Raw genomic sequence first — 23,879 nt, forward strand, 5'->3', positions numbered from 1 at the left:
GGTACTGCGAAAATTGGCTCCATTGAATATCATGACTAAGCTTAGATTCTATAGGGTAAATGGATTCCTGCCTGCGCAGGGATGACAGCTCTTTTACGAATTTAAAATAGTGTCTTGAAACATGATATGGAATACTAGAATCTTAATGCTGTATTAAAGGATATACAATTGGGCTCTAAGAATTTAAACAATAATGATTTTTTTGGAAATACGATTATTTATCGCACACACGATTCTTGGGGCGATATTTTCGTAGTGGATAAGGGAAGCATCAGAGCGTTAAACTTCGATCCAGTCTACGATCAAACTGGCATTTATATTCAATATCCTCATATCCCTGTACATGAATATACTCGTGTCATGATGTTAGTTCTTGCATTGATTAAACCAAGCCATATTACTTTATTAGGTTTAGGTGGGGGAAGTTTAATTCACTGCCTACACTTTCTTTTACCTGAGTGTCATCTTTTTTGTATTGAATTACGTGAAAAAGTGTATGACACAGCAATGGATTTTTTTCAATTACCGCAAGCCCAAAATATCGAAATAAAGATTGCAGATGCACAGGTTGCACTCAAATTTCAAAAAAGTAACAGCACTCAAATCGTGTTTGCTGACATGTATCTTGATTACGGAATGGACTTATTTCAAATCCAGCAACAATTTATCGAGCAAACTCATCGTATTTTAGATGATCTGGGTTGGCTGGTTATCAATCTTCATGAACTTCCTGAACTGGATTCCTTTTTTATTCAATGCATGCACGATTATTTTGCTGACCTGTTTATTTGTCCAACGGTGAGCAACAATTATATTTTATTTGCCAGTAAATCTTCTGTTAAAGACTTGCATTCAGACAACTATCAAATGCCCCTTGCTGAATTAGAAAATAAGCTCAACATCAAGTTACTCCGTTTATTTAAAAAAATAAGACGCTATAAGAGCGAGATAAATGAAGAGTTAGTGCGATCTTAAAAATAAAAAACGCATTGATATGACTAGGTCCTGTTGCTCATTTGCTCGATTAAATCATTGTAACTGTTCGGGGAATGTAGTCCGGTTGCAAGCAACCAGACTACAATTAGGTGATATCGGATTGAGCTCTTACGCAGATATATTTAAACCAAGTAAGCGATTACATCGTTAGGAATGCTGTCGACAAAACCTCTTCTTGCTCCTTCTGATTTTTTTCTATCTTTGGTAAATCACGCAGCTGGACAAAATTAGGTTCAACAATCAATATTGCATAATCACCAGTTGCTTGCACACGCTGCATTGTCCGATGAACACCTGTTATTTTATGCTTTAATAAATGATCAAGGATAACCCTTGCTTTATCCTCATCCTTTACAGTTAATAAAATTTGAGCTGGACGTGCTTTTTCACCATCTCGTCTAGGATAATATTTCCAGTGAGATAAACTGTCTTCAAAAAGAGAGCTTGTACATTTCTCCAACGCATCTTCATAGTCTTTTTTAGTGTTTTGGTTAATAAAACTGAATTCATTCTTAGCTAATTTCGGCAATGATTTATCATCTAAAGAGAGCGGTTTAAAATCACGTATTCCTTTTAGTTTTTCTAATATTTCGTTACTTAGAATACGAGCTACTTCTTCAATCTTAAGTACTTTTTCCTGCAAAGCATTATCATTTGGCTGAAAAAGGATAACCCCAGGATACTGTGTAGTCACATGATCGATTTCGTGCGCCGCAAAAAATGCTTGGTTTATTTCTAGCATTTTATTTGCCGGTGCAATCCACCCTATACTGGGATCAAAACAGATTACACTATTAGGTAATCTCTTGAATTTATCTATGCGTCCACCCGGATTAATACTAACATCTCCAATCAAAAGACATGCATGATTGTAAGATTCACCTGTAAATATATTCTTCTTTTTACTATCCAATGCAATGAAGGTAATCGGCAAATCAATATTTTCCGTCTTAAACTGTTTTAATAATTCAAATAAAGCGTACGTTGAAAGCTCGCCACAGGAACCCATTTTACAATAAGCAATCGCAAGCTGTTTCAGCATATGGGTTGACGCAGCTCCATTTGGAAAATCTTTTATTTTTTTTGCTAATACCTCCGAGGTATCTCTCACTAAATTAAGATTCGTTATGGATTGCAGGAGTAAATCCAAAGATTCTCCAAATTTAACTCTATATTGTTCGAGTTCATCTTCATAAACAAAAGGCAATTCAGATAAAGGGATAATACTGTTACGAGTCACCATATTTTTTTGAATATCGGCTAAAATTTTCTGAGCTATTTTGATTGCTTTTTCTAGAGACATTCCTTTTGCTTAGTGAAAAATAGATAGGGAAATATATCAATAGATGCTCTTATTGTCCATTATAAAAACAAATTTTATTTTGGCTGATTCAGTAAAGGAACAAATTTATAATTGGAGGTATCGTGCTTATAGAGTTTTTTATATGGAATATAAAAATTTCTATTTTACTAGAACTGAATCCAACATCATGTGATTACTTCAAGAGTAAAACTGCTTTACAATAATAGAATACTAATTTAAAGAGTGTTCATTTCACTCTAATCATAGAATAGGTATTATGAAAAAAATATTCTTCTCATCCATTTTACTCATTACTTTATGTTTTTTAACAGGGTGCTGGGCAGTACAAAAGGGACAAAAATCTGGAGTCATTGTCAAAGTTGCCAAAGAAGGTAACCTTTGGGGAACCTATGAAGGTGAAATGATCCTGGGCGGTTTAGAAAACGCCAGTGGGGCCAGCGGTCGCGCCTTTTATTTTACTCTGGGTCAGTTCAAATCAGAATTGGTAAAGCAAGCTGATTTTGCCATGCAAAATAATAAACATGTAATTATTAGTTATCATTGTGATGCCTATACCCTTCCTTGGAGTGGTGAAACGAAATGTTTTGTCACTAAAATTGATATTTTGCCAGATAAATAAATTGGTTAACTTTGGACGATCTAAGAAAAGATACTGAATCACTTTAAGAGATTTCTTACAAAAACTTAGGCAAGTATGGTGATGACCTTTTACAAAAATTTGTTATGCTTAACAAGAACGAGGAATGACAATGGATGTCTTAAAAGGAATATATCGCATCACGGAAGATGCAAAACCACATGGATGTGGTAGCTCCTCCTCGTATACCCCACAGCTATTTTCCACTAGTGTCCAGGCTAAGAAATTCAACTAAAAAACTATCGATGATAATTTTATGCAGAATATCTCTATGTCTCGCATTATTACTGATAAGAGAGCATCGAGACAAGAACGAAGAATATTTGTGAATTTTAGTTATACTAATGAGATAGGGATTATTTTGGAATAAGTGAGGAAACTATGCCCAAAGGTTCTGAACTCTTAGTTGCAGCCCTGGAAAATGAAGGTGTCCAACATATTTTTGGTATTCCTGGCGAGGAAAATCTTGATGTTGTAGAAGCGCTTCGTAACTCGTCCATCAAACTGGTACTCACCCGACACGAACAGGCGGCTGCGTTTATGGCAGCAACCTATGGGCGATTAACCGGTAAGCCCGGAGTGTGTATCACCACACTAGGCCCTGGAGCTCTGAATCTTACTACTGGAGCAGCTTATGCGCTTCTTGGCCATATGCCCATGATTATGATTACTGGGCAGAAAGGCGTTTTATCCTCACGTCAAGCACGATTTCAGATGGTGAATACTGTGGCAACCATGCAACCATTAACTAAAATGTCGCGCCAAATTGTCTCCCCGTCAATGATCCCCACCATCGTACGGGAAGCATTCCAGCTCGCCCAAGAAGAAACCCCAGGACCTGTGCATTTGGAACTTCCTGAAGACATTGCCGCGGAGAAAAGCAAAAAGGTAGAACTCATTCCACCGCACCCTCTTGAATACCCCATAGCGAGTGAAGCGTCGTTAAATCGCGCAGCGGAAATGATTAAAAAAGCAAAACGTCCTCTCGTCATGCTTGGTGCCGCGGCTTCACGTCCAAGAGCAACCAATGCACTGTCTCAATTTATTACGCGAACAAAAATTCCCTATTTTACCACCCAGATGGGTAAAGGGACTGTTTCTGGAGCAACCGAACTTTATATGGGCACTGCGGCTCTTTCTGAGCGAGATTATGTACATGAGGCGATAGAACAGGCTGATCTGATTATTACCATTGGTCATAGTACAATAGAAAAACCACCATTTATCATGGGACCTCATCTCAAAGTCATTCATGTCAGTTACAAATCCGCCACCGTAGAACAAATTTATTTCCCTCAGGCAGAGGTTATTGGCGATATGGGTCCCTCATTAAAATTGCTTGCAGATAAGCTTGAAGGCAAGCTTCCTCATGCGGATGCGCTTCTTCATTTACGGGAAGGGATTTTGAGTAAAATTGCGGCAAGGGCTACTGAAGATCGCTTCACCCCTCAACGTTTAGTCTATGATATTCGGCAAGTGATGCCACGTGATGGGATTCTCGCATTGGATAATGGGATGTATAAAATTTGGTTTGCTCGCAATTATCGTACTCAAGTGGCAAATACCATTCTTCTTGATAATGCACTTGCTACTATGGGAGCAGGCCTTCCCTCAGCAATTATGGCTTCACTCTTGTATCCTGATCGTCGCGTGATGGCTATATGTGGTGATGGGGGTTTTATGATGAATAGTCAAGAATTAGAAACTGCAGTCCGACTTAAATTAAACCTGGTTGTCCTGGTAATTGAAGATCATGCATTTGGCATGATCCGTTGGAAACAAGCAGTAGATCACTTCCCCGATTATGGCATGACCTTTACAAATCCTGATTTCATAAAATACGCTGAATCTTATGGGGCGCGAGGCACCCGGGTGGAGTCCATTGAAAGTTTTCAATCCATTCTGGAAAACGCATTCAAGGAGGGAGGAGTCCATCTTGTTGTTTTCCCCATTGATTATTCAGAAAATAAACGTGTTCTTGTGGATGAATTACAAGAGCGGATGCCACCAAAGAAAAAGGGAAAATAATGACAACATCACTTCGCGTGGTTCGTGCATTTGATCGAACATTAATCAAAGAAATTCCAACTGATGATGCACAAGCTCTTGCAGAAAAACTTAACAAAGCCGCATCAACTCTGAGAAATCGTAATGGTTGGCTCAAACCATATGAGCGTATGGCCATCCTGAAGCGTGCTGCCGAACTTTTGGAATCCGAGCAAGAGCGTTTTACGAAGCTGATTGCCCAAGAAGGAGGAAAACCCTTTACGGATGCAGCAGTTGAGGTAACGCGTGCGATAGATGGATTAAACGATGCCGCTGAGGAATTACGCCACTTTGCCGGTAAGGAAATTCCAATGGGACTCACCCCGGCCAGCGCGCATCGCTGGGCATTCACGATTAAAGAGCCCATTGGGGTGGTAGCTGCCATTTCGGCATTTAACCATCCACTTAATCTGATTGTGCATCAAGTAGCCCCCGCAATTGCGGTGGGCTGTCCGATGATTATTAAACCGGCTTCGGCAACCCCATTATGTTGCTTGGAACTCATCGAATTATTACGCAAAGCAGGACTTGCGGAAACATGGTGTCAAACCTTCATTACCGAAGATAATGACTTGGCGGAACGACTCGCAACCGATGAACGCGTCGCTTTCTTAAGCTTTATCGGTTCAGCTAAAGTAGGATGGTACTTAAGGAGTAAACTCGCCCCAGGAACTCGTTGTGCCTTAGAGCATGGAGGTGCTGCCCCCGTGATTGTTGATCGCAGCGCGGATTTAGCAAAAACCACCCAAGCCCTTGCCAAAGGAGGTTACTATCATGCAGGACAAGTATGCGTTTCAGTACAACGGATTTTTGTTCATAAAGATATTATTGCCTCATTCATGGACGAATTTGTAAACCGGGTCAAAGTGCTGCACGTTGGGGATCCACTTTTAAAGGAAACTGAAGTGGGACCACTTATTCTTCCACGTGAAACCGAACGCGTCATGTCCTGGATCGATGAAGCAGTAGCAAAGGGAGCAAAATTATTTGGTGGGGGTCGACTTTCTGAAACAACTTTAATCCCCTCGGTATTGCTCAATCCAGCTGCTGATGCCAAAGTATCGCAATTGGAAATTTTTGGTCCGGTCACCTGCGTTTATGAATATGAACAAATTGACCAGGCAATCCACATCGCAAATTCATTACCTTTTGCCTTTCAAGCCAGTGTATTTTCTGAGGATTTAGAGCCTGCATTAAGTGCAGCGGAAGGTCTTGAAGCTTCCGCAGTATTCATTAACGATCACACGGCCTTCCGCGCCGATTGGATGCCCTTTGCTGGATTAAAGCAATCAGGCTATGGTATTGGGGGAATACCTTGGACTATGAACGAGATGTCCAAAGAAAAAATGATTGTTTTGAAGAAGAACTGATGAATCATTAAGAAGTAAATACATTTACCCCTGTATGGAATCCTGGTTGCTTGCAATGAATCTTCTATATACCATGAAAAACAGTCCAGATCGATTCCGACGTCCCGTCCCCATGACTTGTTCGTGGGGTTGTCCGCGGGATCCAGGAGATCTGTGCTAAAACACTGGACCCTGCGGACTAGCCGCAGGGAGTAGGTATTTAGACGGTTGCTTGCAACCAGGAATTTTTTATTGCAAGCAATCAGATTAATCTATTAATGAGAGGCAAGAAATGAATGCCTCGTCATCCCACTAAAACGTTAGAGAAGAAACCCGCTTTTCTTCATCTATCTCTAACTTTGGCTTTTGCTCCCCCTTGCTTTTTTGGCCTTTAATCTCTAAAAGAGCCTCTGCAAGTCGTTTGACAACTGCATGCTGGGGATAAAGGCTTGTACAGAACTTGATTTTTTCGAGCCAGGGGGAGCTTTCAATTAAATCTTGGCTTTCCTTGAGGAACGATTTAAGAATTCCGTGCAATCGACTGTTATTTGGGTTGCTAAAAAAGGAGAGCATATATCCACCATTATGTTCACCTTCTATAGTTCTTTGAAGCTCGTTGATCTTTTGTTTACAGTACATTAATTTTTCTAAAGGCTGTATAAAAGAACTCGCTGCCCCTTTAAGTTTTCTGACTACTTGAACTTGTTCGGCCCGTCTGCCAGTACTTTGAGCATAAGTGTCTACCTCCTCCAATAATTTTTTTAAAATTGCATCAAAATCATTAGCGTCAATCCGAACCACAGGCAAGGTATCCCGCTCCACTTGATCAAGAAAAATTTTTGCCGCAGTGTTTACTACTTGCCGCCATTCGATATTCACCTTCCGTAACGATTTCCAATCCTGAAGAGGAAGGAACATAATGAGCTCACACTTTAACTCAGTAGGCAATATCTGGATAAAGGGAGCAATCTTTTTTAGAACTTCTATAAAACGAGAATCTTCAAAACTCTTATCTTGCGCAAGTGCTCGACTTAAAAAAGGATCTTGAGCAATTACAGCAACCACCATATCTTGTAAGCTTTTAGGGGATTGGTTCTCGGATCCATCCGTGGCGGATGAATCGATTTCTCCTGATACATCGTTTAAATTTTCATTATTTTCTGTATTTGTAGCGTTAATAGGCATCTATATGAACACCAAGATAAAAATAAATCCATTGTACGATATGAATTATAAAAAAACAAAGCAGCCCAGTTGCGTGTAAGGTCTCTTGATCAATCTAACTTTTTAGAAAAGGAACTCCTAAATGAGTCGCATTGATTTTAAGTGAAGCGAGTAAGACCACGAACATCATCGTAAACACGGTAATTAGGGCCATCGACGCAGAAATATCGAAATGAGTTGAAGCACCTAAAGGGTCAACTAATTGTGATAAAGCTTGTATAGCGTAAATAGCAACTGCTTCTCTCCAAAAGTTTTTAGAAGAAAAAACAGGATGCTTGCTCCTGGCCATAACATCATGCTTGGCAATGTAAACTGCAAAAATCTGATAGATGATATAAACCACAAAAAACCAACCAAAATAATTTTGCAACGGAACACCAAAATACGGTCCCCCATCCCTCCATACCCATAATGAATAAACTGTAGAGGAAAGAGGATCCATACATACATCCCACATCACCATAATAAATGCAGCGATTAAAGGCACAAGGAATATCTGCTTCCCAGCCAGTGGCTCAGCGTATTGTCCTAAAAGTATATGGGCCAGGATCCACGAAGCGTAGCCCGTTCCAAAATAAGCAAGCATAATAATAAGAGGCACTTGGAAGAACCTTGGCCCAGCTAATTTATCATAATAATAATGCCCAAAAGGAAATCCCGTCTGAATGCTTAGCGCTTCAAAAAAATGACTGACTAGCCACGTTATAATAAAAAATAAAATGAGATTCTTTAGTCCGTATCGCTCTTTACCATGCAGGCATGCTGAAATAAAAATAGTAAAGACGAGAATAATGGGTAAAAACACCACTGCAAGCGGACCATGCCAGGCAGCAGAAAAAAGAGTGGTCAGAAAATAAATAGTAATCACTGTCCATCGGATGATACTACCTCTATTGCTGGTTGCTACATTTTCGGTCATTTAACGTGTCCTTACTCGTATATCTATTTGAACAACTTACATTATAAGTTACATGATTTAAACTTCATTTAGAAGATTCGATTTGATGGAAATAATGATGCAATCTAGGGTATTTTTTTAATGATACTATTGGATACAAATGATTTATGATAAGTATTTTCACTACAATAATGAAGGATTTTATTTAAAGGGAGCGCAGGATGCAAGAACAACCCAATCTTCTAAGCCCTTTTAGAAGATTGTTATTTTTATTTTTTATAAGCTATGCAAAGTGGTCAGCTGCTATTACAGCTTCATCGCTCAATCAACCCCCTGCCATAGGGAATTTTGCTCTAGCCACGTCACAACAGCCAGGTCCCTTTTTTTCTTTTGGCCAAAATATTATTGATAAGAATCAATTTATTGTTTCGTTCAATCCCAATTACTTATATAGCCAAACCCAAAGCATTTTGGACGGAACCCCTTCCATACTTTATGGAATCACAGACTCAGCTTCGCTATTGCTCACCCTGCCTTATGCGTTTAGTTATAAAAATGGCAATCAAACTCTATCTGGCATCGGCGATCTTGCCCTTGATTTAGAATATGCATTTTATAATTACGAAAATTCAAGATATTCAGATCAAGCAACTCTTATTTTCTCTCCTTCTTTTCCAGTCAGTAATTTAGACGAAATTTCTAAAAAACTTAATCCGAGCAGCCGCGTATCAGGATTTTCTAGGAAAAGTGCCCCATCCAGTTTCGATGCGATGACTTATTTTGTTGGAGCCACTTACTCGCGTATGCTCGTTGATTGGTATGGTTTTATTGCCCCAGGAGCCTTAGTCGCCAGCAAAAAAGATTCAATTCAGCAAGGAGCACAATATTATTACAATTTGGGAATAGGACGTAACATCAAAAGCGCAGAAAAAAAATACATATTTTTTGGAGTGCTTGAATTAAATGGCCAATATACTGCTAAGACTAAACTTGACTCGCATACCGATCCTAACACAGGAGGAAATATTATTTATGCAACCCCCTCCCTCTCATTTTCTACACCCAAAATAATGATTCAGGTTGGTATTTCATTGCCTGTCGCCCAATATTGGTATGGCAATCAAAGTAATATCTCTTATTATACAAGCGGTATTATCACTTGGACTATTCACTAGAAGTCTTTTTTGCCTACTTGCCGTGCTTTATGCACGGCATCCAGTCGATCTCACCTGAAGACCGGAGCTGGATTCCGGGCATAAAGCGCGGAATGTAAGCTTTTGGATTTCGTGTTTATCCTGCCTATTTCACGAACACGCGTTAATAAAACTTTAATTCTTTTTGTTTATACTAAAATATTATTAAAGAAATAGGGCCGGGCGGATGCTATGCCAAGACACATGCTATTTTCAGATGAAATGGATTTCATCGTTACACAATACCTCGGGGAAAAACCAGAATGGGAAAAGCGAGAAGTAAATGTCCTCATTCCGAATCTGGACGACCCGGACGGAATGAATGTTACTTATTTTTATAACGAAGAAAAAAATTCTGTTGTCATTCCCAGTCCATTAGCAGTAAAAGATGGCGAAGGTCTTGGTGCTGAACCTTCTTATCAAGCAACTATAGCCGCTATTTCAGAGCAATTAGGTACTGACCGTTTTAATATTTGCAGCTCTTTATTGGGAAAAGGTTCTGGAGAACGGCATTACGTCGCACTTTATCATCCAAAAAATGAAAACGGTGAAATGAGTATTTTTGACTCAAAAATAAGTGAACCGGAACGATTTTTTAATTCTTCTGATGCACCGTCTCTTTTAGAAATGGCATGGGGTTACTTGACGGCTCCATTCAAGGCATTTGGGTTATGGGCGTTTAACATTGGCAAACAAATCAATGCTACTTTTTTAGATCAGCAGGTAACAATATACCGGTTAGAAACACAGCCTATATTGGATGCTGTGAGCTGTGGCTATCATTCTACGGGTGCATTATTAGTAATGATAGATCACATTGATAAAGGTGAATGCAGTACTGAGCAAATTTCCTCAGCCATAATAGGTACTAGTCATCATGATCGCTCAGCAGAAACGCTACTGAGCAGCGGAGATGAAATATCCTCTATTTCACCTGCTTTAACAAAAGTTTCCATCCCAGACCGAGGCTTGAAACGCGACTTACAACCAAAACAAGAAGATTTGAATCAACGCCACACTACCCCTTCACCAAGAGCAGTGAGCACTCTTGAATCAATTAATCACAGCTCACTGACTAAAGGGAACATGGAATTAAAGTAAATCTTGTCTCTTTGTATACATCACGATAAACTGGAAACGCCCCATCATCACGGCTTATTAGAAATTAATTATTCTCAAATAAACTGAGCGATAATGAGAAAGATTTTCCCTTTTAGGATTGCCGCTTCAACCTATAGCTGTGAATCAAGAATAAGATTTAATAAGTATGTTACAGGATGTTAAATATGATAAAAATCAAATGGTTTTTCTTAAATTTATTATTGTGCTCTGGCTTTTCTTTTGCAGGTGAAATGGGCCTTTCCTCTCGGTCTGAGGTACACACTTCATCGATGTTTTTTATTGGACCAAGTCGATTTAGTTGAAAATTTTGTTTATTTTATTTACAAAACATGCATCTTGTTTATCCTAACCGTTCAATTTTACTTAACTGAACCATTAGATTATTTCTGGAACATTGGTTGCGCATATCATTGATGTCCGTTAATTTTGCTACCTTTCTCTGAGCAGTGTAAGAGGGAATTATTTGGTCAATGTGTATGAATAAACGAATTAAATTAAAAATTTATAATGAATTACTCTCAAAGATTACTCATTTACATTTTATACAAAAACAATTTATTTGCGCCGCTTTGTTGTTATTGGTTGTCCCATGGTCTTGGGCAACACATTCTTATGACACCATAATCATTGGAGCTGGCGTGTCTGGATTAACTGCTGCAAAACAATTACATCAAGCACACCAGGATGTACTTATTATTGAAGCAAAGGATCGCCTCGGTGGCCGAGTCCATACAGACTATAATTGGGGGTTTGCCATTGATTTGGGAGCTACCTGGATTCATGGGATTGAACACAACCCGCTCCTCCCTTTACTAAACCAACATGCCATCGTGCCCAATAGTTATAATAACTCCAAATCAACCGACATGCTAAAAGACTTTGCTTTATATAATAGTGAAGGCAAGCCTGTATCGGAAAGCTCTTTAAAGTTATTTTCCAGTTTGGCTCATGAGTTCATCCATTACAGTAAAACACAAAATATCATGCTCTCCTTTGAGCAAAATTTTACTGCTTTTGCACAGAAAAAAAAGTTGGATACAGACCAACGCGCCTTACTGCATTATGCATTAGAAAATATTTACACTTATGAATTTGCTGATAATTTGACGCAATTATCACGTAATGTTTATTCTGCATACGAAGGCTCAATTTCCTCTGGTAAAAATGCACTTATTCCTGAAGGTTATTTTCAGCTTTTTCAAAAATTTTCACGGCATATCCCTATCCATTTGAATGAAATTGTCCAACAAATTGATTACACCTCCGAGGATGTTCGCGTCATCACTCAAAAAGAGACCTATCATGCCAAACACGTGATTATTACTGTTCCTTTAGGAGTACTAAAATCCAACAAAATTATATTTCGCCCTTCCTTGCCTAAAAACAAAAGTAACGCAATTGCTCAATTAAAAATGGGTAATTATGAAAAATTATACTTGTTGTTTGATAAAGTTTTTTGGAATAAAGACAAAGAATGGATTGGCATGTTACCTAAAAATAAGGAAGAGGCATTTAATATCTTTAATTATTACAAATATACAAAAAAACCCGTACTCATTGTATTTACTGGCGGCAAGCTTGCACGAGAGATGGAAAAAAGAGGCCATTTAAACGAATGGGCAATGCAACGCTTAAGAATGATTTATGGAGCAAATATTCCTGAGCCAATCAAAGTAAAACAATCCCACTGGGTTAGTGATCCATTTACTCTTGGAAGTTATTCCTATTTACCAATCAATGTAGATAAAAATGTTATTGCATTATTAGCTAAACCTGTAGCTGGCAAGCTCTATTTTGCAGGGGAAGCAACTTCTATAACTGATCCAAGTACCGTACATGGTGCTTATTTATCCGGACTTCGTGCGGCTCATGAAATACTAACCAAGGAGCACAAGAAATCCTTTAAATATTGAGTAAATGCTCTAAGCATTTGTACCCAAATAGGTCAGTAGGTCCAGCCGCTCCAAATAATACAACACCTGGGACTCGCAGTACCAGCAACGGAATTCCTGAATAGATTGCGTCAGTGCAAACGTTTTTGATGGTTAATCTTAACCCACTATTTATAAAATTAATCAACATTAATTTTTATTTCATAACTTCTTGTTTTTATTGATTATAAAACTGATAAGAAGACATAAATAACAACAAAAAGAATATCCAAAAATCAAAAAAATATAGTTTTTTACAAAAAGTACTTTTTTATTATAATGTGGGCAATTTTTTGTTTTAGAGGTTTTCCATGGCTAAAAATGCACTGTTTAATTTTCTTTTCAAAAACGAGAGTACTGTACAACTGCCTCAAGGATGTAAATTGGTATTAGACACCAACAAAGAAAGCCACTACTACTTCCGTATTGAATGCCCCAAACAAACAAAAGTTCTCTTAAAAGATAAAGAACATCGGTATGAGCTGGATAAACACCACATTAGTGTTTATCAAAATGAATATCGGGATAATCCAAAATTAAGCCAATATCATTACACTGCTGATTTTAAAAACCAATTAGGAGAACACTTTCGACTGCATGTTTACTTCAATGCTTTTGATCATTTGCTCTCAAACATAACCTTTGAGAAAGAAACAAACAATGGTTATGAATTGGTGGACAGCAAGGGTTTGAGGAGCCAATTCATCCTCTTGGCACTCAAGCATACAAAGCCTTTGATTAATAAACTGCGACAACAACACAATGAGACCATTAGCGGCTTGGAAGCTCGTTATAATGAGTGTGAGGAGCATCTTGCAAAACATTTTGATTCCCAAAAGGAGAATGCAGTTGAAGCGTTACAGATAACTGAAAAAGCATGTGCCATATTAAGAGAGCTCATTCCTCTTAGTCGATCGCCCAATTACCCGAAATTTCTTCGCTTTCACGATATAGCGGCTCGCGCCCTTCGAGAACGACAATCACTTCAAGTCTCACCTACAGCCACTCCTCAACTAAAAGCTTTGCATAATAAATCAACTGATACCCATGAAGACACTCCTTCAAATCCCGAAGTTGCTTCGCAGGATTCAGCCTCCTCAAAAGAAGAGGTTCCCGCAGTGGATGTCACTTTCTCAATGGTAGAAGAAGCTCCCACAGCAAGTGTTGCTATCCCAACGACGAAAACGAATTCATCAAAAAAATCGAAGACTACTTACGAATTGGAACATGAACTGGAGAAATTAAATTCCCAATTTGAAAACCTTAATAAGACAGCCAAAGAAGTACAAGCTAAAAAAATAGAGAAGTTACTGGCTAAAACATATGAAATCAGTTTGGTCTATGAACATCAAATCAAGTTAGCGGAACTACAGCAGTTACAAAAGATACGTCGAGGATTGAATACGCTTGGCGCCAATTTGTTGCCCGTTTTATTATTCAATAAACAATTTGAATTGGCTGCCTTATTAACTTCTTTTCATCATCTGTTACATGCTGAAAAATACATCAGCGTAGCCTTGCAAACTCGGAACCCTAATTTGTTGAATTTTATTTTGGAAAATGGTGACGTCGATGTAAATCATCAACCGGTCACCGTGCACAAAATACCTTATCCATCTACAGTAGACGCCTGTTTTTACGAGGATAGCCATTCAAATTCTATGACTGAATGTCTCTCTGTCCTAATTAAGCATGGAGGATCACTTTTTGCTCCAGACAATAAGAATAAAGGTTTACCGATTGCTTATTCAATACTCTCCGGCAATTCCCATCCACTGTTTAAAGCATTACTCATGAATCGCGAAAAAACCATCGATTCCCCTGATTTTTTTAAAAATTTGATTGTTCTATTGCGCGCTTATTTGGAACGAGAAGACCTCAGTACATCAGAACGAAGTGCTATAGAATTAGAATTAAATAGTTTTGAGACCCAACTGGAGGTTTTGCAAAATCCCCCATTTAGGGATTCAAGCTCACGCTATGTAAAGAAACGCGCCAATTATCTAGAAGAAAAATATTTCGGTTCTCAAATACTCCAATTGAAGAGAGATCCCATGATCCTAGCCGCATACCAAGAAGTACAAAAAGCGTCTTCTCAACTCGCCTCTAAACTCACCAAAGCACAACTGCGACAAGAAAATATTGTTGCAAATAATGATCTCGAAAATCTGGATAAACTTTTAGACGGAATCGATATCACCAATCTGGATTTTGATTTCATAAAAACTGAAGTGCTTAAAAGTTTAAACGATGACTTACAATTAATTGAGAAAAAATCTCAACTCATTGATGTGCAGAAAGAGATAACTCGCCACCCGATTTATAGTAGAAGAGGAAGTAGAAAATATCGAGAAAAACTCCAAGAACAAGATACGCTCCTGCAAGATATAAGGAAATTGGAGAACCAAGACATTGAATCTCTGGAGCATTCTCTGAAAGATCTTGAAAATATTACTAAAACCCTTGGGTCTCTACAAGGGATGAGTACCTTATTAACTCAATTTTCCAGTTTATTTTCCTCCTTAGTCAATGACTCACCAACTCTATCTACAGAAGGCAAGGTTGAAAATATAGGCTCCCGTTTGGAAGAAGAAGAAGAGGAAGAAGAAGAGGAAGAAGAAGTGCTTGACAGCAAAAAAACCATATTAGGGTAAGTCAATCACCATTAGTTACGATTCAAGTAATGCAGTCAGAATTGTAAACTAAGCGAAGGCGCAAAGCCGTAGCCCAGGAGGGAAATTATTGAAACCCTGGGCTATCTTCGCTTAACTCAGAGATACTTTTCTATTTAAGGTAATGCAAAATGCCAATTCATCGCTCTGGACAGGCCTTCGAGCATGATTTCACCACGGATACTGTTACCTTTCGCATTTACTCTGGGGCTTAATACCACAATTCCTGCTTTACCAGGAATAACAGCGATGGTATAACCAGACACACCGCTTTTAGCGGGCATGCCCGTTTTAACCATATGGGTTCCCGTTTCATCATAAAGTCCACAGGTTGCCATAATTGCTAAAGTAATTTTACAGGTATCGGTGGAAATGAGTTGTTCGCCGCTGTCGGGATGGCGGCCTGCATTAGCTAATAGCGTAGGCAGGAACAGCATTTGTTCTAACTTGGCTTCATAGGAACAAAGCGCAAAATATAAATCCAAGGTTTCATGAACATCCGCTCCAAGATTATTTCTACTTTTTAATAAATAAGCCAGAGCTCGGTTGCGGTTACCCGTGCGTTTTTCAGAAGCAAAAACCAAGGGGTTAATGCTAAGGCGTTGATTAAATAATTTTTGTGTCCAATGTTCTAACCATCCAAATTGTTGTTCCCCTTTGCCTGGAATGTGCGAACATAAGGTAATCGCTCCAGCATTCAGCATGGGATTTGAAGGTTTAGGTCCAAATTGCTCTAAGCGGGTAATGGAAGCAAAATCATCTCCAGAAGGTTCTACCTTAACCCAGTCAAACAATTGCTCTTCACCAAACTCTTCAAGAAGGCCAATTAAAGGAATCATTTTAGCTGTACTTTGTAATGTGACTGGATTCAAAGGGCAGTTGCTATAAGAAAGGGGGGGCCCACCTAATGCTTGGACCGCAATCGCTGTCAACTCCGAATTCACATTAGCAAGTTCTGGAATATAATCCGCAGTTTTACCCTCTTGATTCAACTCTGCGGCACGAACCAAATCTTCTAGCATATGAATTGTAAGCAACGGTGACATAGGATCCTTAGACTGAAAAAAGCAGCCATTATGATAAATTTAGCACATTAAAACAAATAAATTTACAGAGAACATTAATTAAAAACTTAACGAAGAAGCAGAAGCATTTAAGGAAATTTGTCCGCCCAGCGGTAACACACAGCTTATTTCCCCGTGGCTATAGGAAAAAGATTTAATGCATGGCACTTTAAAACGAGTCGACCATTCAGTAATCACCTCATCAATTGTCCCTTCTTCAGGATCTTTTGAAATGCATTGTTCAAATGTTCCGAAAACAATTCCTGAAACTTGAGCAAATACAGAAGCTAATTCTAAATGAGACAACATTCTATCTACATTAAAAGGTTCCGTTCCTACATCCTCTAATAACAATATTTTTCCCCTGAAATCAGGCTGATATGGTGTTCCTATTAATGAAGTAATCAGTGATAGATTCCCACCAACAAGACTTCCTTGGATGATACCTGGATTAACACATTCACCTGCAACAATACGATAAGGTTCATTCATCAGACAGGCCAAAAGTGTTTCTTTGATTAAAGGAGTAAGTGCGGTGGTTAATGTAAATCCAGTATAGGAAATCAATCCCGTTTTTTTTAGAATCCCCAACTGCAACGCGGTGGTATCGCTAAAACCAACCAGTATCTTAGGGTTTTGCGCAATTATCTCATAATCAAGTAAGGGCAAAAGCCGTTGAGATCCTTGACCGCCTCGACTACAAATAATTGCTTTAATGTCAGGATCTGCAAAAAAGCTCATCATGTCTTGAGCACGATCGACGTCGCTACCTGCTAAGAATCGCTCCTCGTCCTGATAATGGGCTCCAAACCTTAATTTAAAGCCCATCTCATGCAGATAATGAACGCTTAAATCAATGGATTTTAATCTTAAGGGACTGGAAGGTGAAACGATACCTAAAGTATCGCCTTTCTGTAACGGCATGGGTCTTATGTTCATGAATCTCAAGTTTTATTACTCCTTGAATACCCTTAATTTTATTCCATATTATTTATGCTGAAAATTAAGTGATGCTGGTGAATTGATTTCCATTTACCCTACGTGCCCCAGCTTGTCCGAGGCATCCAGGAAGAGCTTCATTAAGAACAAATTTTTTCGTGGAAAAATCATCTAGAGAGCTCATTTTTTAAATGCGGGTTTTAATTTGACCATCCACTGGATGCCTCGGACAAGCCCACGTGGGTAGTGAGGACCAATTGTTCAACACACCTTATAATTTTGTTAACTGAATAATATTAGTATAATAACCCCAATTATATAATGAACGGCTATCAATGGGATTATGCAACATAGAAATGTCCTTAATCTAGTGCAGCATTACAGTTGGATTGCCTCTTGAAAAGAGTATAGGCTATTTTTGTAATTATTTTGTACAATAGATTATTTTTAAAAATATAACCTTGATAATGCTCAATACTTAAGGCAAAAATAATGGAATTTCATCCCACTTATACGCGTGTGATATATGGATAATAATCATATAGTTGTACTCAACTCAGGCTCTTCAAGTATTAAATTCGCTGTATATGAATTGAGTGCCTCCTTGCCCAAACAGTTGCATGGTATTGTTGAAAACATTCGGGAATCACCTGTTCTGAAACTGTATGACGAAAATAATGTCTTAGTGAGAGAAAATCATTTCGAAAAAGATCGCGGGTACAGCTACTTTTATGAATTATTATTGTCAGCTTTAAAAAACAATCAATTTGGTTTTCAAATCAGTGCCGTAGGACATCGGGTAGTGCATGGTGGTCTTGAGTTTAATTCCCCTGTCTTTATTTCTACAGACATCATGGAAAAATTAAAAAAACTCATTCCTTTTGCTCCGCTGCATCAGCCATACAATCTTGAAGCGATTGAGAATATCAGTAAACTCCATCCTGAATTACAACAAATCGCCTGTTTTGATACTGCATTTCATACCACTCATCCAAAGACAGCAGATCTATTTGGCCTTCCAAGAAAATTTTTTGAAGCAGGGGTTAAGCGATATGGTTTTCATGGGCTTTCTTATGAATTTATTATGCATCAGCTGAAAAACATTAATCCGCAAAAACACTCAGGTCGCATTGTCATTGCGCATCTGGGAAATGGTGCCAGCATGTGTGCGATCAAGAACGGAAAATCAATAGACAGTACTATGGGTTTCACCGCATTGGATGGACTGGTGATGGGCACACGTTGTGGCACTATCGATCCCGGGGTCATCCTTTATCTTTTACAATCTGAAAAAATGAGCCCAGATGAAATTCAAAATTTACTTTATAAAGAATCGGGCTTGTTAGGTGTTTCCGGCATTACTTTTAATATGCAAGAGTTGCTTGAAGACAAAAGCCCGTATGCAAAAGAAGCAATTGAGCTGTTCGTCTATCGGATACGCAGAGAGCTCGGAGCACTTACTGCGGCACTTGGTGGGCTGGATGTATTGGTTTTCACTGGCGGTATTGGGGAAAATGCCTGGCAAATTCGTCATGCTGTCTGCCAAGACAGTGAATGGATCGGAATCGAAATCGATACGACTTTAAACAAGACAAAACAATTAATGATTAGTAGTCCCAAAAGTTTTGTCGATCTCTATACAATCCCTACCGACGAAGAATGGGTTATTGCCAATCATTGTTTCCATCTTATTAAGAATAAGGAATTATGACATGGACAACACATTACTTTCAGGAAAAAAAGCGTTGGTAGTTGGAATTGCCAATGAAAGTTCCATCGCCTTTGGTTGTGCCCATGCGTTAAAAATGGCTGGTGCTGATCTGGCAGTCACCTATTTAAATGAGAAAGCCAAGCCATTTGTGGATAAAGTCGCCAACATGCTGCAACCTTCCATTTATCGCCCGTGTGATGTGACCCAAGAGCATGATTTGGATGATTTATTTTTGGAAATTGGCAAAAAATGGGGGAAAATTGATATCGTGGTTCATTCGATTGCATTTGCACCCAAAGAAGATTTACAAAATCCTGTGCATGAATGCTCTAAAGAAGGGTTCCTCATGGCGATGGATATTTCCTGTCATTCGTTTATCCGTATGGCGAATCTGGCTAAACCGCTGATGAACAATGGCGGCTCCTTGTTTGCCATGTCATTCTATGGTGCAGAAAAAGTGGTCGATAATTATCATCTCATGGGGCCAGTTAAGGCTGCATTGGAGGCTTCTGTGCGTTACATGGCAGTAGAGCTGGGGCCACAACAAATTCGCGTCATCGCCCTTTCTCCCGGTCCGCTAAAAACCCGTGCAGCCTCAGGTCTGGAGAAGTTTGATGATTTACTTCAACTTGCAAAAGAAAAATCCCCCTTAAGGTCATTGGTTGATATCGATGATGTAGGTGCAATGGTGGTTTTTCTTGCCAGCCAATATGCTAAAAACATTACTGGAGATGTCATTTATATTGATAGTGGATATCATATTATTGATTAGGGTTTGTTGACCCAAGGTATCGTCAATTTTTTGATTAGAAACCTTGATGTATTGGATCATTAAATTAAACCTTCAATTCCATATTCAGACTTAACTTCCCAAATCCCACAATGATGCATTAAAATATAGTGAAACCACTGGTGCCACATCGCACTCCATGTCTCATGTAAATAATGGAAAACTATAATGAATATCGATCAAAAAATCACGTGTCCTATTTGTAGGAAACAAAATACCTGGTGCCCCGAGAACCAGTTCAAACCTTTTTGCTCTCAGCGATGTAAACTCATTGACTTAGGCGAGTGGGCTAGCGATTCTCGGAAAATTCCTGGAAATCCGCTTGATCCAGACCTCAAGGTTGCTGTTCATAATGGCCAAGATGAATGACTCTTCTTTCTTCTCATTCAGCGGAGATCAAAATCATATTATTTTATAGGAGCAAATCACCCAGGTAATCGCCAGTTCTCTATATTACGAGGAGACATCCATTCTATATGCGTAGGATAAAAACAGTCTACTTAATCAGCCTGATCTTTAGAGTCATCAGCGTCTTTTTGAGGATAAATTCTTACCTTAATAATTTTTGAGGGACTAACTTTTTCAATTTTGGCATGAAATTCTGGAAATTCAATGTGCTCTCCTTCCTTAGGTAAGTAGCCCAAGCGATGAATAAATAATCCATTTAAAATATCAATCTCATCGTCTATATCGATATCCTGGTTCAATGCTTGTTCTAAAGAATAGATGGAGCAATTACCTGAAGCAGATATACTCCCATCATCATTTAATACCCAATCCACTTTAGTACGATGAAATTCATCTTTAATTCGACCAATCATTACCTGCAGTAAATTATCGAGCGTAACAAATCCCAAAATACTCCCGTTACCGCGGTAAACGAGTGCAAAATGAGACATCCCTTCACGGAATTTATGTAACAAATCCAAAGCAGGTACGCGACGTGACACTTTGAGAACCGGTCGGAGAAGTGATTGCAATTCTTTGATCTCGCCGTGTTGATAAAAGATGGGAAGGAGATCTTTAACATGAATAATACCTATAACATCTTTTTTATCTGGATCATAAACTGGATAACGACTGTAACGATGCTTCATAATGATCTCGATGATTTCCTGGATAGGTTTGCTTATATTGAGCATGACCATTTCTTCGTTAGATCGCATCACTTCAGTTACTTTAAGTTCCGCTAAATCCAGAGTATGCTCAATGATTTCAACCTCCTCTTCCGTAAGCTCACCATGAAGATGGCTTGTGCCTAAAAGCAGTTTTATTTCATCTGTAGAATAAAAATACTCACTCTGATGCACTTCATCTAATTTAAAAATTCTTAAAAGAAAATTTGAGCAAGTATTGAGTAGCCATATTGCAGGATACATAAGCCAATAAAAACCATATAGAGGTAGGGCAGTCCACACAGACACTCTTTCTGACTGACGAACTGCAAGGGATTTAGGCATTAACTCCCCAACGACAATATGGAGAAAAGAAATAAATGAAAAAGCGACAAAAAAAGCAATGACCGTGATTAATTGGGGTGAGCTCACACCAATAAAAATCAAAAATGGCCTCAACAGATCAGCAAAAGCGGGTTCTCCTATCCAACCCAATCCAAGTGAGGCAATCGTGATACCGAGCTGGCATGCAGATAAATACGCATCAAGATGTTTGTGGACATGGACTAAAATTCTTCCGCGTAAACCATACATATCCTTGATTGCTGCAACACGAGTGGCTCGCAGTTTTACCATTCCAAATTCGGCTGCCACGAAAAATGCATTAAGTAAAACCAATAAAAACGCTAATAGAACCTGTAAAAAATTGATCACCAGGAATTTCCTTATCTCGAAACTCAAAAGTTAGTGAGATTTATTTTTTTCAAGAGTCTCTCTCCAAGCTTGCTCTTCAGACATAGTTTCAAAAATCTCTTTATCTGTTTTTTCTATGTCATGTTCTTCTATTTTTTCTCATGCTTAGAGCCTGCCAAATTACTGGGTTTCTTTTGATTTTTAATATTATTCACACGCTCCACTGCGTGGGGTTGAGGATTTTGATAGATTTTCATATAAGTCCTTTTTTACCAATAGCCGTAAGTATAAGTATAGTTCCTTCAGGTAAATTGGCTTATTTTTCCCGGAAATAACATACATTTGCCTATAAGTTTTTATGTTTTTTACTGCTGTAGATAGAACCTGGAGAACGAGTGGCGCAGACTGGTGCGAGCCTGTTCTATTGCTTATTGATTATATAGAGCGGCAGCATCAATTAATTCGTTCTTGGGGAGCGGCCGTTGTATGATGCGACCCGAGCGCCCCACTCCAACAGATTTTTATTACAATCATCTTTATCCAAAATCACCTCAATAAAACATAAAGCATCTGTTTTTTTGGCTTCTTTAATTGCATCGAGAAGTGCTTGATGCGTTGGAGCTCTAAAAGCTCGAGCGTTCGCTTGTTCTCCATTAAAAACATCGACTAAATCCGCATAACGCCAATTATTAATCACATTATATGGACCGTCATGAATTTGCACCTCGATCGTATACGAAGCATTATTCATTAAAAAAATGATGGGCTTGAATCCATAACGAACGAGTGTAGAAAGCTCCTGGGCACTCATTTGAAAAGAACCATCGCCAATCAAAGCAATAACCCGCTTTTTATTGTGAAGCGCTGCTTGCATACCCAGAAGTGCTCCTACAGACCACCCAATCGATCCATATTGCATTTGAATTTCAAAGGGGCAATTTTCAGGCAAGTTAAGCCGCATACCATTGAACCATGAGTCTCCAGTTTCTGCCAAAACCCCATAATCACTGCTCAAAAGCTTTTGAATTTGTCCAAATAGAAAGCGGGTGGTCAGTGGTGAATTCAGATCATCAGGTTCGTTATATAAAGGTGCAGAACCTGCGATTCGTTGATACGCTTTGACTGAAGCATCATTAAATTTTAATTTGTCCTTTAATCCTCGCAAGAACTCATTCATATACACTTCAGTATATACTTTGCCAGCGATAGAGACACTCCCATCAGCAATAACAATAAGTTTCTTAGGCTGGATATTACACACATGCCCAACAGTCGTATAATCGTTAAAATTAGGCCCGATAAAGAAATACAGGTCGCTCGATTCTACAATTTCCCCACATCCCGGGGAACTGACGGGCCCCCAATAAATACCCATGTAATTAGGATGTTGTTCTGAAACAAATCCCTTTGCATCAGGCATTGCTGCTAAGGCATAGCCGCAGGATTGGCTTAAGGTTTCGATCATAGCGGTTGCTTCGCAAGGGCGAGATTTACTGCCTGCAATCAGTACTGGCTTAACAGCAGTATTGAGCTTCTCTGCTGCATCTTCAATCGCTGCAGTAAGAGAGGAGGTATCGCTCAAACGTTTGACATTAAGCGCCCGCTGTGTGGGTGGAGAAACAGTCAGCCCCGCAATATTGCAGGCAATTTCAATATAGACAGGTTTTTTCTTTTCCAAGGCAATTGCTATAGCGGTATCAATTTGCATGGGCGCATCACTTGGCCTATGAATAAACACACTATGCGCCGTAATTTTCGCAAATATCTCGCGAACATAGCTGTAATTTTCCGTTGCCAGCGTATGATGTAAAATTTCTGCATCCTGTACGGAGTTTGTATTAGGACCGCCTGAAATGACGATTACAGGCAAATTCTCAGCATAAGCTCCTGCAACTGCATTGACCGCACTTAAGCCGCCAACACTAAAGGTGACAACCAAGGCAGAGACGCCTTTTATTCGCGCATAACCATCTGCTGCATAACCCGCATTGAGCTCATTACAGCAATTGATCATTTTCAGGGACGTATTTTTTAATAATTCATCCAATAAACCCAGATTATAATCCCCAGGAATTGCGAAGTAATCATTCATTCCTAATTCTTGGAGACGCTGTGCGAGATAAGTACCTACAGTAGCCATAAGGAATCCTTTCTTTGAAATACTGAACAGAGCAT

At 39.0% G+C, this 23,879-nt stretch carries 18 protein-coding genes; 11 read left to right on the forward strand and 7 right to left on the reverse strand.

Annotated elements, in window-relative coordinates; translation table 11 throughout:
- Positions 1 to 168 precede the first annotated feature (168 nt).
- A complete protein-coding gene (locus FOLKNPGA_RS15875; protein WP_182350797.1) occupies positions 169 to 975 on the forward strand; it encodes a spermine synthase in 807 nt (268 codons plus the stop codon).
- A 160-nt stretch (positions 976 to 1,135) separates the two neighbouring features.
- On the opposite strand, the gene FOLKNPGA_RS15880 is transcribed toward FOLKNPGA_RS15875, so the two are convergent.
- On the reverse strand, positions 1,136 to 2,299 hold the full coding sequence (locus FOLKNPGA_RS15880) for a hypothetical protein (protein ID WP_182350798.1): 1,164 nt from the start codon (positions 2,297 to 2,299) through the stop codon (positions 1,136 to 1,138).
- Between the two features lie 277 nt (positions 2,300 to 2,576).
- Here FOLKNPGA_RS15880 and FOLKNPGA_RS15885 point away from each other — a divergent pair, with 277 nt between their 5' ends.
- The 3 genes from FOLKNPGA_RS15885 (at position 2,577) to FOLKNPGA_RS15895 (ending at position 6,373) form a co-directional block, all read left to right on the forward strand.
- Positions 2,577 to 2,939 (forward strand): hypothetical protein, encoded by a 363-nt coding sequence (locus FOLKNPGA_RS15885; RefSeq protein ID WP_182350799.1) that lies wholly within the window; start codon positions 2,577 to 2,579, stop codon positions 2,937 to 2,939.
- A gap of 399 nt (positions 2,940 to 3,338) precedes the next feature.
- Entirely contained in the window at positions 3,339 to 4,985 is a 1,647-nt protein-coding gene (locus FOLKNPGA_RS15890; protein WP_182350800.1) for an acetolactate synthase large subunit, read from the forward strand.
- Positions 4,985 to 6,373 carry an aldehyde dehydrogenase family protein gene (locus FOLKNPGA_RS15895; RefSeq protein WP_182350801.1) on the forward strand — a complete coding sequence of 463 codons (1,389 nt, stop codon included), beginning with the start codon at positions 4,985 to 4,987 and terminating at the stop codon, positions 6,371 to 6,373. Before FOLKNPGA_RS15890 ends, FOLKNPGA_RS15895 begins: the two co-directional genes overlap by 1 nt.
- A 291-nt stretch (positions 6,374 to 6,664) precedes the next feature.
- Here the strand turns inward: FOLKNPGA_RS15895 and FOLKNPGA_RS15900 are convergent, their stop codons facing one another.
- Both FOLKNPGA_RS15900 and FOLKNPGA_RS15905 read right to left on the reverse strand, forming a co-directional pair.
- On the reverse strand, positions 6,665 to 7,537 hold the full coding sequence (locus tag FOLKNPGA_RS15900; RefSeq protein ID WP_182350802.1) for a hypothetical protein: 873 nt from the start codon (positions 7,535 to 7,537) through the stop codon (positions 6,665 to 6,667).
- A 94-nt stretch (positions 7,538 to 7,631) separates the two neighbouring features.
- Positions 7,632 to 8,495, reverse strand: a complete 864-nt coding sequence (locus FOLKNPGA_RS15905) for a carotenoid biosynthesis protein (RefSeq protein WP_182350803.1) — start codon at positions 8,493 to 8,495, stop codon at positions 7,632 to 7,634.
- Between the two features lie 200 nt (positions 8,496 to 8,695).
- Between FOLKNPGA_RS15905 and FOLKNPGA_RS15910 the strand changes: the two genes are divergently transcribed.
- From FOLKNPGA_RS15910 to FOLKNPGA_RS15925, 4 genes are all read left to right on the forward strand, one after another.
- Positions 8,696 to 9,649, forward strand: coding sequence for a hypothetical protein (locus tag FOLKNPGA_RS15910; RefSeq protein WP_182350804.1), 954 nt, complete (start codon positions 8,696 to 8,698; stop codon positions 9,647 to 9,649).
- Positions 9,650 to 9,859: 210 nt separating this feature from the next.
- Positions 9,860 to 10,768 carry a hypothetical protein gene (locus FOLKNPGA_RS15915; protein ID WP_182350805.1) on the forward strand — a complete coding sequence of 303 codons (909 nt, stop codon included), beginning with the start codon at positions 9,860 to 9,862 and terminating at the stop codon, positions 10,766 to 10,768.
- A gap of 497 nt (positions 10,769 to 11,265) precedes the next feature.
- The gene (locus tag FOLKNPGA_RS15920) at positions 11,266 to 12,702 is read left to right on the forward strand and encodes an FAD-dependent oxidoreductase (RefSeq protein ID WP_182350806.1); all 1,437 of its coding nucleotides are present in this window, start codon (positions 11,266 to 11,268) and stop codon (positions 12,700 to 12,702) included.
- Between the two features lie 329 nt (positions 12,703 to 13,031).
- Complete coding sequence (locus FOLKNPGA_RS15925; RefSeq protein WP_182350807.1) at positions 13,032 to 15,374, forward strand: hypothetical protein; 2,343 nt, start codon at positions 13,032 to 13,034, stop codon at positions 15,372 to 15,374.
- A gap of 134 nt (positions 15,375 to 15,508) precedes the next feature.
- Here the strand turns inward: FOLKNPGA_RS15925 and glsA are convergent, their stop codons facing one another.
- Both glsA and FOLKNPGA_RS15935 read right to left on the reverse strand, forming a co-directional pair.
- Positions 15,509 to 16,438 carry a glutaminase A gene (gene glsA / locus FOLKNPGA_RS15930; RefSeq protein WP_182350808.1) on the reverse strand — a complete coding sequence of 310 codons (930 nt, stop codon included), beginning with the start codon at positions 16,436 to 16,438 and terminating at the stop codon, positions 15,509 to 15,511.
- Between the two features lie 78 nt (positions 16,439 to 16,516).
- Positions 16,517 to 17,395: an LD-carboxypeptidase gene (locus FOLKNPGA_RS15935; protein ID WP_182350809.1), complete on the reverse strand. Its 879-nt coding sequence runs from the start codon at positions 17,393 to 17,395 to the stop codon at positions 16,517 to 16,519.
- A 526-nt stretch (positions 17,396 to 17,921) separates the two neighbouring features.
- Between FOLKNPGA_RS15935 and FOLKNPGA_RS15940 the strand changes: the two genes are divergently transcribed.
- The 3 genes from FOLKNPGA_RS15940 (at position 17,922) to FOLKNPGA_RS15950 (ending at position 20,265) form a co-directional block, all read left to right on the forward strand.
- Positions 17,922 to 19,106: an acetate/propionate family kinase gene (locus FOLKNPGA_RS15940; protein WP_182350810.1), complete on the forward strand. Its 1,185-nt coding sequence runs from the start codon at positions 17,922 to 17,924 to the stop codon at positions 19,104 to 19,106.
- A gap of 1 nt (position 19,107) precedes the next feature.
- The gene (gene fabI / locus FOLKNPGA_RS15945) at positions 19,108 to 19,878 is read left to right on the forward strand and encodes an enoyl-ACP reductase FabI (RefSeq protein ID WP_182350811.1); all 771 of its coding nucleotides are present in this window, start codon (positions 19,108 to 19,110) and stop codon (positions 19,876 to 19,878) included.
- Positions 19,879 to 20,064: 186 nt separating this feature from the next.
- On the forward strand, positions 20,065 to 20,265 hold the full coding sequence (locus FOLKNPGA_RS15950; RefSeq protein WP_182350812.1) for a DNA gyrase inhibitor YacG: 201 nt from the start codon (positions 20,065 to 20,067) through the stop codon (positions 20,263 to 20,265).
- Between the two features lie 131 nt (positions 20,266 to 20,396).
- Here the strand turns inward: FOLKNPGA_RS15950 and FOLKNPGA_RS15955 are convergent, their stop codons facing one another.
- Positions 20,397 to 21,725, reverse strand: coding sequence for a hemolysin family protein (locus FOLKNPGA_RS15955; RefSeq protein ID WP_182350813.1), 1,329 nt, complete (start codon positions 21,723 to 21,725; stop codon positions 20,397 to 20,399).
- Positions 21,726 to 22,161: 436 nt separating this feature from the next.
- Positions 22,162 to 23,844, reverse strand: a complete 1,683-nt coding sequence (locus tag FOLKNPGA_RS15965; protein WP_182350814.1) for a thiamine pyrophosphate-binding protein — start codon at positions 23,842 to 23,844, stop codon at positions 22,162 to 22,164.
- Positions 23,845 to 23,879: the final 35 nt, after the last annotated feature.

This window comes from Legionella sp. PC1000 (assembly GCF_014109805.1).
Lineage (GTDB): Bacteria > Pseudomonadota > Gammaproteobacteria > Legionellales > Legionellaceae > Legionella > Legionella resiliens.